General features: G+C 58.6%; 8 protein-coding genes. 5 read left to right on the plus strand and 3 right to left on the minus strand.

The window, feature by feature from the left end:
* The first annotated feature begins 63 nt into the window (after positions 1–63).
* Positions 64–942: a putrescine utilization regulator PtrR gene (ptrR, locus tag AB4N48_RS08955; protein WP_038862196.1), complete on the plus strand. Its 879-nt coding sequence runs from the start codon at positions 64–66 to the stop codon at positions 940–942.
* Between the two features lie 12 nt (positions 943–954).
* On the opposite strand, the gene AB4N48_RS08960 is transcribed toward ptrR, so the two are convergent.
* Both AB4N48_RS08960 and AB4N48_RS08965 read right to left on the minus strand, forming a co-directional pair.
* Positions 955–1,578, minus strand: a complete 624-nt coding sequence (locus AB4N48_RS08960) for a glutathione S-transferase family protein (RefSeq protein WP_056789310.1) — start codon at positions 1,576–1,578, stop codon at positions 955–957.
* A gap of 115 nt (positions 1,579–1,693) precedes the next feature.
* On the minus strand, positions 1,694–2,512 hold the full coding sequence (locus tag AB4N48_RS08965; protein ID WP_016775055.1) for an alpha/beta fold hydrolase: 819 nt from the start codon (positions 2,510–2,512) through the stop codon (positions 1,694–1,696).
* A gap of 223 nt (positions 2,513–2,735) precedes the next feature.
* On the opposite strand from AB4N48_RS08965, the gene AB4N48_RS08970 reads away from it, so the two are divergent.
* Genes AB4N48_RS08970 through AB4N48_RS08980 form a run of 3 tightly spaced genes read left to right on the plus strand, consistent with a single transcriptional unit; the run spans position 2,736 to position 13,553 of the window.
* Positions 2,736–4,442, plus strand: coding sequence for a ShlB/FhaC/HecB family hemolysin secretion/activation protein (locus AB4N48_RS08970; protein ID WP_460095179.1), 1,707 nt, complete (start codon positions 2,736–2,738; stop codon positions 4,440–4,442).
* Positions 4,443–4,467: 25 nt separating this feature from the next.
* Positions 4,468–13,119, plus strand: a complete 8,652-nt coding sequence (locus AB4N48_RS08975; RefSeq protein WP_460095181.1) for a two-partner secretion domain-containing protein — start codon at positions 4,468–4,470, stop codon at positions 13,117–13,119.
* Complete coding sequence (locus tag AB4N48_RS08980) at positions 13,119–13,553, plus strand: hypothetical protein (RefSeq protein ID WP_016775049.1); 435 nt, start codon at positions 13,119–13,121, stop codon at positions 13,551–13,553. Before AB4N48_RS08975 ends, AB4N48_RS08980 begins: the two co-directional genes overlap by 1 nt.
* Here the strand turns inward: AB4N48_RS08980 and AB4N48_RS08985 are convergent.
* A complete protein-coding gene (locus AB4N48_RS08985) occupies positions 13,534–13,833 on the minus strand; it encodes a hypothetical protein (protein WP_130927882.1) in 300 nt (99 codons plus the stop codon). The two genes, AB4N48_RS08980 and AB4N48_RS08985, sit on opposite strands and share 20 nt — an antisense overlap.
* A 218-nt stretch (positions 13,834–14,051) precedes the next feature.
* On the opposite strand from AB4N48_RS08985, the gene AB4N48_RS08990 reads away from it, so the two are divergent.
* Positions 14,052–14,321 (plus strand): hypothetical protein, encoded by a 270-nt coding sequence (locus AB4N48_RS08990; RefSeq protein WP_016775048.1) that lies wholly within the window; start codon positions 14,052–14,054, stop codon positions 14,319–14,321.
* The last annotated feature ends 87 nt before the right edge of the window (positions 14,322–14,408 follow it).

Genomic DNA, 14,408 nt, shown 5'->3' on the forward strand with positions numbered 1-14,408 from the left:
GTGGCGCTAGTTTTCTGGAAACTGAATAATAAAGAGCGTTTCCTTCACGATTGGAGAATGACTGTGGATCTGGTGCAACTGGAAATCTTCAAGGCCGTGGCCGAGCACGGCAGCATCAGCGCCGCCGCCACGCAGATCCACCGCGTGCCGTCGAACCTGACCACACGGATCAAACAGCTTGAGCAGGATCTCGGCGTCGATCTGTTCATCCGCGAGAAGAGCCGTCTGCGCCTGTCGCCGGCCGGGTGGAGTTTTCTCGAATACACGCGGCGCATTCTCGATCTGGTGCAGGAAGCCCGCGCTACGGTGGCAGGCGAAGAACCCCAGGGGGCGTTCCCCTTGGGCTCGCTGGAAAGTACCGCAGCGGTGCGCATTCCAGAACTGTTGGCGGCGTACAACCAGCAGCACCCGAAGGTCGATCTCGATCTTTCGACCGGGCCATCGGGGACGATGATCGACGGCGTACTGTCCGGGCGCCTGGCTGCGGCATTCGTCGACGGCCCGGTGCTGCATCCGGCCCTGGAAGGTGTGCCGGCGTTCGAGGAGGAAATGGTCATCATCGCGCCGCTCAATCATTCACCGGTCGAACGTGCGGCGGACGTGAACGGCGAGAATATCTACGCCTTCCGATCCAACTGTTCCTACCGGCATCATTTCGAAAAATGGTTCAGCACCGACGCTGCCGTACCCGGCAAGATCTTCGAAATGGAGTCCTACCACGGCATGCTCGCCTGCGTCAGCGCCGGTGCCGGCCTGGCACTGATGCCGCGAAAAATGCTGCAAAGCATGCCCGGCAGCGCGACGGTCAGCGTCTGGCCGCTGACCGCGGACTTCCGCTATCTGACCACTTGGCTGGTGTGGCGCCGGGGCACAGTGTCGCGCAGTCTGAGCATGTTCGTGCGCTTGCTTGAAGAGCGGGGCGTGGTGCGTGAGCAAGCCTGATCGAGCATGTCTTTATGGCGTGCCGTTGCGCCCGTACAAACGATAACCGTCGCGCTGATTCAAGCGATCGTAATAGGCGCGCACCGCAGCAAGATCCCCGTGATCGAGCGGCGTTTCGAACCAGCGATTGACCGACAGCCCGATCGGGATGTCCGCCAGGGAAAACTGCTCGCCACTGACGTAAGCGCCGGTCTTCTCCAGTTGGCGATCGAGGATTTGCATGTTGCGCGTCCAGTCCCGGCAGCCGGCGGCCAGGGCATCGCGATCCTGATAGTCCGGCGACTTGCGCACCAGCGCCATCAGCGGATACGACCACGAGCGATTCAGCTCCGAGGCCTGCCAGTCGGTCCACTGATCGACCCGCGCCCGGGCAACAGGCTCAGCGGGATACAAATGCGCGCCGCCGTAACGCGTCGCCAGATAACGAATGATCGTGTTTGATTCCCACAAGGTGAAATCGCCGTCCTGGATCACCGGCACCATGGCGCAGGGATTCAGCGCGAGAAACTCCGGCGTGTTTGGCGACTTGAAACCCGAACCCCAGTCTTCGCGCTCGAACGGGATGTCCAGTTCGGCACAGGTCCACAGCACTTTGCGCACGTTGATCGATGAGGCTTTGCCGAGTAGTCGCAGCATGGGATTTCCTTCTCCGGGTAGTGGACGCAGAAAAATACCATAGCGTAAAACACAAGGCCCGCATTGCGCGGGCCTTGGTTCATCAGCATCTGACTACGGCTTTTGCCGGGCGGGATTACCGGTTGAGGAACGCCAGCAGATCCTCATTCAACGCCTGCGCATGGGTTACGGCGAACCCGTGCGGCGCGCCGGCGTAAACCTTCAACTCAGCGCCTTTGATTTGCGCAGCGGCCTGCTTGCCGGTGGTTTCGAACGGCACGATCTGGTCGCCGTCACCATGGATCACAAGGGTCGGCACGTCGATCTTGGCCATGTCCGGGCGGAAGTCGGTTTCCGAGAACGCGGTCACGCAATCGACGGTGCCCTTGAGCGAGGCCATCAGCGCGATGTTCAGGGTTTGCGTGAGCACGCCGTCAGAGACTTTCTGGCCCTGATTGGTGCCGTAGAACGGCGCGTTGAAATCAGCGATGAATTGCGCACGATCCTTCAGCAGGCCGGCCTTGATGCCGTCGAACACCGATTTGTCGACGCCGTCGGCGAAGTCGGCTTTCTTGCCGAACAGCGGCGTGACCGCGCCGAGCAATACCAGGCCGGCAACACGCTCGCTGCCGTGGCGGGCGATGTAGCGGCTGACGTCGCCGCCACCCATGGAGAAGCCGACCAGGGTTACGTCGCGCAAGTCCAGATGGTTGATCAAACCGGCGATGTCATCGGCGAATGTGTCGTAGTCGTAGCCGGTCCAAGGTTGATCGGAGCGACCGAAACCACGGCGGTCGAAGGCGATCGTGCGATAGCCGCGACTGCTCAGGTATTCCATCTGGTATTCCCACATGTCGGCATCCAGCGGCCAGCCGTGGCTGAACAGCACGGGCTTGCCGCTGCCCCAGTCCTTGTAATAGATCTCGGTACCGTCTTGGGTCTTGAAGGTGCTCATGCAAACTCCTTGTGATCGTGTGTGGCAAGAATAGATGCCGAATGGGCAACGGCCACTATCCGCGCAAAACGCGCCGGCCACTTGTACGCAGGTGCTGGTTTCACCCGTATGAAGGTGCGGCAAACGCCGATGAACGGTGTAAACATAAGTTTGACGTCAAAATGATGGCCCTCTAATATCGCGCCACTATTTTGATGTCACTTTTTATGTCGAGGGATCGAACATGTTTTCACCCGCCTTCACGGCGCGGTTGTGCCTGGCGCTGCTCTGCCTTTCTCCGCTTGAATCTGCCTGGGCCGCGCCCACTCCTGGTGAAACCGACCTGATCCGCGAACGTCAGAACCGTTTGCTCGAAGAGCAGCAGCGGCGCCTCGAAGAACTCAAGGATCTGCCCGGCAAAGACGCCAAACCGGCGCAACCGACAGCACCCGCCGATACGCGCTGCTTCACCATCAAGGACATCGAGCTCAAGGGCGCCGACAGCCTCTCGGAGCGCGAAAAGACGCGGCTGCTCAAGCCTTATATCGGCGAATGCCTCGGCGTGCCGCGGCTCAACGAGCTGCTCAAAGTCATCACCGATCACTACATCGAAAAAGGTCTGGTCACCAGCCGTGCTTATCTGCCGCAACAGGATCTGTCCGCCGGGCACCTGAAAGTGCTCGTGGTCGAAGGCAAACTCGAAGGCATGAAAGGCGCAGAAAACAGCCGGCTCTCGGATCGCGAACTGGCCATGGCTTTTCCCGGCAAAAGCGGTGAACTGGTCAACCTGCGCGAGATCGAGCAAATGGTCGACCAGCTCAATCGCCTGCCGTCCAACCAGGCCAAAATGGAGCTGGCGCCGGGGCAGAATGTCGGCGGCAGTGAAGTGCGCGTCACCAACACGCCGCAGAAGCCTTGGCGCGCCGGCCTGTCGCGCAGCAACGACGGTCAGCGCAGCACCGGCGAGCAGCAGTGGGGTACCTCGTTCGATTGGGACAGCCCGCTGGGTCTGGCTGACCAATTGAGCCTGCGCGGCGGTCATGATGCGATGACCGATCATCAGCACACCTCCAACAACGCCATGCTCAATTACAGTCTGCCGTGGGGCTGGTGGACGTTCAGTTACACCTACAGCCAGAGCGAGTACCGCTCGCAGATCGCCGCCAACGGCTACAACTTCAAGCAGACCGGCGACAGCGAAAACCATCAGTTGCGCGCCGAACGCGTGATCCATCGCGACGCGGTCAGCAAGACCTCCCTCAGTGCGGGACTTTCGTACCTGCGCAGCAACAACTTCATCGAAGACAGCAAACTCAAACTGAGCAGCAATCGCATCAGCGAAGCGCAATTCGGCTTCAACCACGGCCGTCGTGTCGGCAGCGCGTTCGTCAACTTCGACGCTGGCATGCAGGAGGGCATCGGCGCTTTCGATGCGCAGGGCAGTCACGATCCCGGCCCGGGCGAACCGGACGCACGCTATCGCAAATACACCGCAACCCTGAGCTATCTGCAGCCGTTCAAACTGTGGGACGAGTCATTCAGCTTCAGCAGCCTGATGACCGGCCAGCGCAGCGAAGACGTGCTGTTCAGCCCACAGCGCACCAGCCTTGGCGGCTCGGCGTCGATCCGTGGCTACAAGGATCAATCGCTGTCCGGCGACAGTGGTGGCTACTGGCGCAACGACCTGCGCTGGAGCCGCCCGGTGACTGCCGAATGGCTGCGGCCAGTGTTCGCCGAGTACGGCACCAGCCTCGGATACGACCAGGGCGTAATTCGCGGCGATCGCTACAACGGCGACCAGCACGGGCGCATGTCGAGCAACTCGCTGGAGTTGTTCGCACGTGGTCAGCATGTGGCCGCCAGCGTGACTTTCGCGCATTCCCTGGAACGACCGGACGCGCTGACTGAGCGTGAAGCGCCGATCTATTTCCGCCTGGATTTCTTCATTTAATTTTTGCCCGCTTCGAGATTCTGATATGGACATTCGCCACCTGGCCTTCCTGGCTAGCCAACCTTCTGCGGCCGTAAAAAAGCGCGAGCAATTCTGCGGCATGCCCAAGCGTGGTCTGGCCTTTTTGCTGGCGAACGTCATGTTCTGGCAACCGGTGTGGGCGCAGGCGGACGGCATCGTTGTCAGTGCACCCGGCACCAGTCTGGATCGCGCCGGCAATGGCGTGCCAATCGTCAACATCGCAGCGCCCAATGGCAGTGGCCTGTCGCATAACCAGTTCCACGACTACAACGTCGGTGCGCAAGGCGTCATCCTCAACAACGCCACCGACCGCATGCAACAGACGCAACTGGGCGGGATCATTCTCGGCAACCCGAACCTGCGTGGCGCAGCGGCACAAACCATCCTCAACGAAGTCAATGGCGGCAGCCCGAGCCAGTTGCGCGGCTACACCGAAGTCGCAGGGCAATCGGCACGGGTGATCGTTTCCAATCCTTACGGCATCAGTTGCAACGGTTGCGGTTTCATCAACACGCCACGTGTCACGCTGACCACCGGTAAGCCGGTGCTCGACAATGGTCGCCTGGAGCGCTTTCAGGTTGATCAGGGAAGCGTGTCGATTGACGGCGTCGGTCTTGATGCGAGCAACGTCGACAGTTTCGAAATCATTACTCGCAGTGCGCAGATCAATGCACAGATCCACGCAAAAAACCTGAACATCACCACCGGCCGCAACGACGTCAACGCCGACACGCTCAGTGCCACCGCCCGTGCCGATGACGGCAGCGCCAGACCACAACTGGCCATCGACTCCTCGGCGCTCGGCGGCATGTATGCCGGTGCAATCAAACTGGTCGGTACCGAGCAGGGCGTTGGTGTGAAGCTGGCGGGGGATCTTGCCGCCAGCGCCGGTGACATCCGGATCGACGCCAATGGCCAGCTGACCCTGGCTAAAGTCACGGCGGGTAATGCCGTCGATGTAAAGGCCAAAAGTCTCGATGCCCAGGGCGCGGTTTATGCCGGTACGCAGGTCACCGTACAAACCGCCGAAGACCTGATCAATCGCCAAAGCCTCGCTGCCCGTGACAGCGTCAGCCTGAGCAGCGGCGGCAGGCTGACCAACGCTGGTGTGATTGAAGCCGGGGTGAACGCAGACAACAGCCGCAACGCCAAGGGTGATCTGTCGATCAACAGTGCTTCGGTGAGCAACAGTGGCAGCGTGTTGGCCAGCCGAACCCTGACCGCCAGCGCAGCCGCAACGTTCGAGAACCAGAACGGTACCGTGCAGGCTCAAGACATCACTCTGAACGCGGCGCGCCTGGTCAACCAAGGTGTGAATGCGCGTGTTTATGGTGAAACCCGTCTAGTCGTGAGCGCGCCGGCCATCGTCAACCTCAGCGGCCTGATTCGCTTCGCCGATGGGCAAGCGGCAACACTGGTGGTCGACAGCATCGACAACCGTCAGGGTCGTATCGAAATCGCCGGCGGCAGCCTCAAGCTCAATGCTCAGGAGGTAAAAAACACCGGCGGCAAAGTGATCGCCGGTCGCCTCGACGTGGACGCCCGTCAACTGGACAACAGCGGCGGCCTGATCGGCGCCAGCGACGGTGAGGCCAAGGTTGTCGCCCGCGAACGTCTGAATAACGGCGCGGGCAAGATCCAGGCGAAAACCACACTGGCACTGTCGGGAGGGGAGTTGCTCAATCAGGGGGGGACGCTGGCAGCCGACGACATTCTCGTCACGGCCACTCGCCTCGATAACAGCGCCAAGGGTGTGATCAGCGCGGAAAAAGGTGCTGCTGATCTGACGCTGATGCAGGATTTCGATAACCACGACGGCAAGGTGCAGACTTCGGATCGCTTGACCGTCTTTGCGCAGAGCATCAACAACCGCAACGCAAGTCTGACGGGCAAAACCCTCGAGGTGGCCAGTCGCGGCACGCTGGATAATACGCAAGGCGCGATTTCGTCCGATGACAGCGTGGTTTCCAGTGCAGACCTGGATAACAGCCTTGGCCTGATCCAGGGGACCGATCGCCTGAGCCTGACCGCGCAAGATCTGCAAAACGCCAGCGGCCAACTTTTGGGCGGCATCGTCGACGCAAACCTGCGCAATCTGATCGGCAACAACGACGGCACGCTCAGCGCCGAAACCGGGCAACTGACGCTCCTCGTCCAGCAGCACTTGAACAACGCATTGGGCCGTCTGCAATCCATCAAAGGCGATGTGGAACTGCGTGCCAGCTCTATCGATAACCGTGGCGGTGTAGTCGCCGCCCGGCAATTGCTGGTGGTGGCCAAGGACGGATACGTCGACAACCGTGGCGGGCGGATGATCGCCGACGGCCTGGAGTTGCACGCGGCCAGCCTTGATAACCGTGCCAACGGGTTGTTGGCCGCAGGTGCCGATGGCGCGCGGTTGATCCTCAAGCAAACTGCACCAAGCCAGTCGCAACTGCTGAATCAACAGGGCCGGATTCAGAGCGAAGGTCAGTTGCACATCGACGGTGACGAGATCGACAACAGCGCCGGTGTCCTGCTCGGCAACGCTATCGACATCAATGCCAAACAACTTGGCAACAACGACAAGGGCGGCATCGTCGGTAATGGCGGCGATGTCGTCCTCAACATTGCCGGAGTTTTCAGCAACGTCACCGGTCTGGTCGATGCTGGCGCACAGCGCTTGCTCCTTGATCAACTGACCTCGCTGGATAACCGGGGCGGCACCCTGCAAGGCAAGCGCCTGGACATCAATAGCGCCTGGATCAACAACAACGCTGCCGGGCAGATCATCGCTGGCAGCGACGGCCTGAAGATTACTGGCAAAACACTGCTCAATCAGCAAGGTGTGATTCTGGCCAACGGCAGCCATGCCGAACTGGCGCTGAACAACGGCAATTTGCAAAACCAGGGCGGCACGCTGCAAGCCGACTCGGTGAGCATCACCAGTGCCGACCTCGACAACAGTGCAGCCAGCGGCAAGGCCGGGCTGATTTCCAGCCTGATTGATGACTTGACGCTGACCGTGACGCGCCTGGCTAACCGCGCCGGCAAAATGTTCGGCAAGGATCAGGTGATCTTCACTGGTACCAGCCTGGACAACACCAGCGGCGAGATCAGCGGTAATCAGCTGGGGCTCGAAGCCGTCGGGCAGGTCCTCAATCAGGGCGGCCTGATCGAATCGGCAAACAGCCTCAAGCTGACTGCCGACGGCTTGGATAACAGCGCCGGTGGCCAGCTCCGCGCCCTCGGTGGCGCTGCGAGTCAGATCAAGCTGACCGGCAATCTGAACAACCAGAGCGGCGTGATCGAAATCGGCAGTCAGGACCTGCTGCTGTCGGGTGCCGAAATCAATAACTTCAGCGGCAATGTGCGCCACGCGGCGCAGGGCCTTTTCGACCTGGATGTGAGCCAACTGGCCAACAACCAGGGCAGTCTCACCGGGCTGGGCAATGGTGTATGGGATGTCGGCTCGGTCAACGGTGTTGGTACCTGGCAACTGAACGGCGGGCTGACCTACACCAGTGCGCAGAACCTGACGCTCAATGCTGGCGAACGGATCGCCAGTGCTTCGGCGCTCAGCCTCAACGTGGCCAACCTGAACAATGCCGGACAATTGCTCAGCGGCGGCGATCTGGCGCTGACCCTCGGCGGCAATCTGCTCAACAGCGGCAAAGTCTCCGCGCAGCAGAAACTCACGATCAGCGCCAACGACGTGATCCAGCAGGACGGGCGACTGGTTGGCGGCGGCGACACCGTGATGACCTTGCGCGGCACACTGGACAATCTCGGTCGCCTGATCGCCAACCAGAACCTCACGGTGACGGCGGCACGGATCAATAACAAAGGCACCCTCGGCGCCCAAGGCAATCTCGAACTCACCGCCGCCAACGGTCTCTACAACGATGCCGACACGCTGCTGTTCAGCGGCGGCACGATGAAGCTGCACGGCAACAGCCTGAATAACTATTACGGCGATATTTACAGCCGCGGCAACATGAGCTTCGACGCTGTCGATGGCGGGCGCGCGGCGTTGTTCAGCAACTTGTCGGGCACCATCGAAGGCGAGGGTGACGTCGATATCAACGCGGTTTCCTTCGAAAACGCCAAAGCCGAGTTCGAGCTGACTTCCGGTCAGTCGTCCGGCAGTTTGAGCTGGGTGTGCGGTCAGCACTGCGATGGTGGTGATGGCTGGAAGCGCGGCACCATCACCATCACTACCCAATTCAACGACGAGGTGCTCAAGGACTCGCGCGCGGCGCGATTCGTGGCAGGCAAGAACTTCACCATCCACGCCAACCAGGTTGAAAACCGTTACAGCCTGCTGGCCGCCAACGGCAACCTGACCGTGACGGCTGACAGCCTGCTGAACCAGGGCGGGGAGTCGCGTTCGGGGACGCGCGTGGTGAAAAGGGGCACCCCTGGGCGTATCGACAACAGCCTCTGGGACAAGATGGAGTTCGTCGATGTTCCGGCGTTCAACGCGGCTACCGCGGCCGGCAACTTCGATCAGGTGCGGTTCGATGAACTGATCAGTCGCTCCAGTGATTCGCGATTCTCTTTGATGAGTGACGTCACCACCTGGAACGCAAACGGCAACGCCGTTTACGCTGCGGTGATGCAGGCCGGCGGCAAGGTCAAGCTCGACGTCACCAACAGCATCCAGAACGGCACGCTATACGACAACACTTATGGCCAACTGACAGGTTCTCTGGCCAGCGACCAGACTGACGCGGTCGGCGGCATCAACATCAACCTGGGCAAACATAGCACCGACGCTGTCGCCCAAACCTCCAGATCCGTTACCCGTATCGAGCATGTCGACGCCGATGGCGTGAAGCAGATCAGCTTCACACCGGTGGACTTCAAAGGTGTGCCGTTCGCCGCCGTCGACCCGACGGCTTCCTCGACCTTCCGGTTGCCGAAAGGCCCGTACGGCATGTTCGTGCAAAGCACGAATCCGCAGAGCCGTTATCTGATCGAAACCAACCCAGAGCTGACTCAGACGACGGCGTTCATGAGCTCCGACTACCTGCTCGGCAAGCTCGACTTCAGCGCCGATGAAGCGGCGCGTCGCCTCGGTGACGGTCGCTATGAATCGCGGCTGATCAGCGACGCCGTCATGGCCCAGACCGGCCAGCGTTTTCTCGCCGGTGGCCTGGAGAACGACTACGAGCAATTTCGTTATCTGATGGATAACGCGCTCGCCAGCAAAAATCAACTGAACCTCTCAGTCGGCGTCAGCCTGACCTCGGCGCAGGTCGCTGCGCTGACCCACGACATTGTCTGGATGGAAGAGCGCATCGTCGACGGCCAGAAAGTGCTGGTGCCGGTGTTGTATCTGGCGCAGGCCGAGTCGCGCAACGTGCGCGGTGGCAGCCTGATTCAGGGCCGAGATCTGGAAATGCTGGCCGGTAGCGATCTGGTCAACGTCGGCACATTGAAGGCCAGCAACGACGTGTCCGTCGACGTCAAGGGCAGCCTCTATCAGGGCGGTCTGGTCGAAGCCGATGAGCGCATCAAACTCATGGCCACCGACAGCATCCGCAACGCCCTAGCCGGCGAAATCCGTGGCAATCAGGTCGAACTGACGACACTCAAGGGCGATATCGTCAACGATCGCACCGCCATCGCGGTGCGTGATGGCAACGGCATGCGCACCCTCGTCGACGACGGCGGCATCATCAGCGCCCGCGACAGCCTGACCATCAAGTCCGGACAGGATCTGACCAACGCGTCTGCCATCAGCAGCGGCGGTGACGCCAGCCTGAGTGCAGCGCGCGACATCAACCTGTTGGCGACACGCGACGAAGACGAACTCCACGAATCGTTCGATGGCGGCCATCGCTCAGTCATTACCACCACCGTGGAAAACCTCGCGTCGACAGTGAAAACCGGCGGCGACCTGAAGCTCGATGCCGGTCGCGACATCAACGTCATCGCCAGCACAGCCGAAGCCACCGGCAACCTCACCGCCGAGGCCAAGCGCGACATCTACCTGTCCTCGGCCGGTGATGAACACAACGTCGAAACCCATAGCAAGGACGGCAAGAAACGTGTCCATGAACAGGATGACCACACTGTTCAGAAAGCAGCTGAGTTCATCGCCGGCGGCGACGTAAAAACCAGTTCCGGCCGTGACACCACACTGGTCGCGAGCAAAATCAGCGCAGGCAATGAAGCCTACGTCTACGCCGGTAACGACCTCAATCTGCTGGCCGCGCAGAACAAGGACCACACGCTCTACGACATGAAGGAGAAGGGCGGTTTCGGCAACCTGAAACTCCAGCGCGACGAAGTCACCCAGGTCACCCACGTCGGCAGCGAAATCAAGACCGGCGGCAACCTGTCTCTGGTCAGCCTGGGCGACCAGCATTACCAGGTGGCCAAACTCGACAGCGGCAAGGACATCCTCCTCGACAGCGGCGGCGCCATCACCTTCGAAGGGGTGAAGGATCTGCATGACGAGAGCCATACCAAAACCAACAACAACGCCGCATGGGTCTCGGCCAAGGGTCGCGGCAACACCGACGAAACCCTGCGCCAGACGCAGATGATTGCCAAGGGCAACATCGTCCTGAAAGCGGTCGATGGGCTGAAGATTGATATCAAGGATGTGAGTCAGGAGTCCGTCAGCCAGACCATTGATGCGATGGTCAAGGCTGATCCGCAACTGGCGTGGTTGAAGGATGCGGAGGCTCGGGGAGATGTTGATTGGCGGCGCGTGAAGGAGATTCACGAGTCGTTTAAATACAGCAACTCGGGGCTTGGCCCGGCTTCGCAGATGATTATTGCGATCGTGATGGCTGCCTTTGTCGGGCCTGCTGCGTTCGCTTCGCTAAGCGCGAGCATGGGCACAGCCTGGGCCGCAGGCCTCGCCGCTGTGGCAACAGGTGCAGCCACGAATGCCACGACCAGTTTTATCAATAACGGCGGAAACCTTGGAGCGGTTTTCGCGGACGTTACTTCATCCGATGCACTGAAGGGCTATGTGATTTCCGGAGTGACAGCCGGATTGATGGCCGAATACCTGAACCAGCTGACGGGTATGAAATACGATCCGAATACCGGAAAGCTGCTCGGCCCGTCGTTAGCCACGTGGGAGGGCGTCGGTAGATTCGCTGGAAGCCAAATCATCCAGGGTGGCACTTCCGCGCTGATCACCAAGGCAGTCGGCGGCGATGCAAGCGCCGGTGACGTTCTGAAGACGGCTCTGTTCAATACCGTCGCAGCGTTCAGCTTCAACATGGTGGGCGATCTCACGCAGGGCGTTCTGGATGATGGCTCAGCGGGCAAAATCATCATTCATGCGGCGGTGGGTGGGCTGTTGTCGGAGATGACCGGCGGGGATTTTGCGACAGGCGCGTTGGCGGCTGGTGCGAATGAAGCGCTTGTTGGTGAGATGAACAAATGGTTCAAGGGCAATCCCGAGTTGTTGCTCATGGGGTCGCAGATAGTGGGGGTGCTCTCCGCAACTGCGCTGGGCAATACTGATCAAGAGTCATTGGAAAACGCCTCTTGGGTTGCCAACAATGCGACACAGTACAACTTCCTGAATCACCAGGATGTAAAAGACCTCGAGAAAGCGCTTAAGGAGTGTAAAGACAACTGTGATGCTGTTCGAGCTGAGTTTGCCAAGCGTGATGCGGATAACACGGCGCGGCTCAATAACTGTTGGGCGACCGGCGATTGCGCGCAGATCAAGGCTGAGATTGATGAAGGCTCTCTTGCATTAAATAAACTTTGGGAAAATGACGATTCGGGGATCACAGATCAATTCCTTCATAGCAATATCGCCGACTCGACCAACGCTAGGACGCGAGCGGTCCTCGACCACCTTCCGAAAGGGGATCCGGCTAATGCGGTGAAATTGTTGGCTGCAGCGGGAATTATTGCTCTTGCGCCGGAAGCGATTGGTTTGCTTGGACAGTTGGCCACGAGAGGTGCAGCTACTTGTGCAGCAAACCCAGTGCTGTGCGCGAACGAAGTCGCGATCTGGACCGCTGAGGCAGGAATGTCGGAGGCACTTCCCGTGGGGTTAGGGGCCACAGCAGGTGGGGCCGCAGCCAAGGAACTGAGTGATCTCCGCGGTTTGATGGAGATCGAAGCGAAAACTGGGGCTAAGCTAACGGCTGAGCAGATTGCGGCAGTCGTTAGGCCGGCAGCGATAGGTTCAGAGGGGGCAGCCACCGTTGGAGGTCAGGCAACCTCTACATTTTTGAAAGATTTTGGCGAGAAAGTTCTTAGTCATAACACCCAGATTGGCGTGCGTAATAGTAAGGCGGGGACGATTTCTGGTGCTCATAACAGCGATGCCTTCTTGGAGTCGGTTGAAAAAACTGGGGCAAAAATCTCCAATAAAACTACGGATGTCCGTTATCCTGGCCTTGTGGAGTATAGTTATCAGTTGCCTAAAACTAACACTCGGGGCGAGTTGGTCGGTGGATACAAGTCCAAATCCACCAAAACAACTTATGATTCGAAAATTCTGTCAGATATCAAGGTGGCTGATATGTCGAGCAGGGCGGCAGTCGAAGCTGGCTCTTTGTTCAGAGCTAATCCAGCCATGAGGGAGGCCAGTATCAAAATTGATGGTTATTACTTTCAAGTGACGCGTGATAGCAAAACTGGAGATATAACAAACTCATTTATTACTATGCCGCCGAGGACGAAATAATGGCTGATTTGGTTTGGTTAGAGGTTCTCAAGGAATCATTTTCTTCAACTGACGCAGATTATGAGGGTCTTTACGAGTTAATTGAGGCTTCTATCGTAAGAGGGAGGACTAATTTTCCTGCGTTTATCTACGACGCTTCGCAGGGACATGGGTTCTCAGTGGCTGAAGGTTTTTTTTACTCGCTTGATCAGGATTGGGACGATCCAGAAGAATTCAATGAGGTAAGTTTCTTCTTGGGGGAAGCGTTAACTTCTAGCATACCTGTGGCTGACTACGTTTCTCTGATGAAAATTGCAGCTGATGTTTATTCTGCTTACTTTCCAGATGAACGCGATGGAGTTCAAAGGTCTGCTGAAAGATTAGAAAAGCGTTATTCACAACAAATGGAGGAGATAAACGGGGACAGACCACCTTTCAATTCTCGTCCAGCGTAAAAGCGGTGGCGACCTGAAGCTCAATGCCGGTCGCGACATCAACGTTGTCGCCATCGCCGAAGCTACCGGCAACCTTACCGCCGAGGCCAAGCGCGATATCTCCCTGTCTCGGCCGGTGATGAACACAACGTCGAAATCCACAGCAGGCACGGCAAGAAACGCGTCCATGAAGAGGACGACCACTCTTTTCAGGAAGCTGCTGATTCATCGCCAGCGGCGACGCAAATACCAGCCCGGACCTCGACACCACACTGGTCGCGGGGAAGATCTGCACAGGCAACGAAGCCTACGTCTACGCCGGTAATGATCTGAACCTGCTGGCCGCGCAAAACAAGGGCCGCACCCTCTACGACATGAAGGAGTAAAACGTGTCTGTCCGCCGTTTTCCCAAGTAAGGTGATTGGAACAAACGTCTGATGCGCTCCGATCTCGACAATCAAAATAAATGTTCGGGATGGTGTGATCCAGACTGCGTTCTCGTACTGGTTAGGAATGGTTATGAGCAGTGGCGGCACGATAATAGAACGATTTGTGGCCCAAGAGTTGGACGACAGCGTTCGCTCTATTTTGAAAAACGCCTTTGATGAGCGGGTTTGCTCAGAGAGCATTCTGTTCAGGGCGTTCGAGTTTAATTGCTTTGACGTTTCTTTAGACTTTGAAAAAGGCATCGTCACATTGCAAGATGTACTCTCCGCTGGAGAAAGTAGCGTTCTTGATATACCGATACGTGATTTTATCTCTGCTTGTGGTTTGAATGTCTCTTGTTAATTGTAGAGGACTAGATGTGATCTGACACCGGCCTAGCACCCAGATAAACGGGGACAGACCATGTTTAAAACGCATTCCAAAACGTGA

The sequence above is a fragment of the Pseudomonas sp. S2_C11 genome (genome assembly GCF_054668395.1).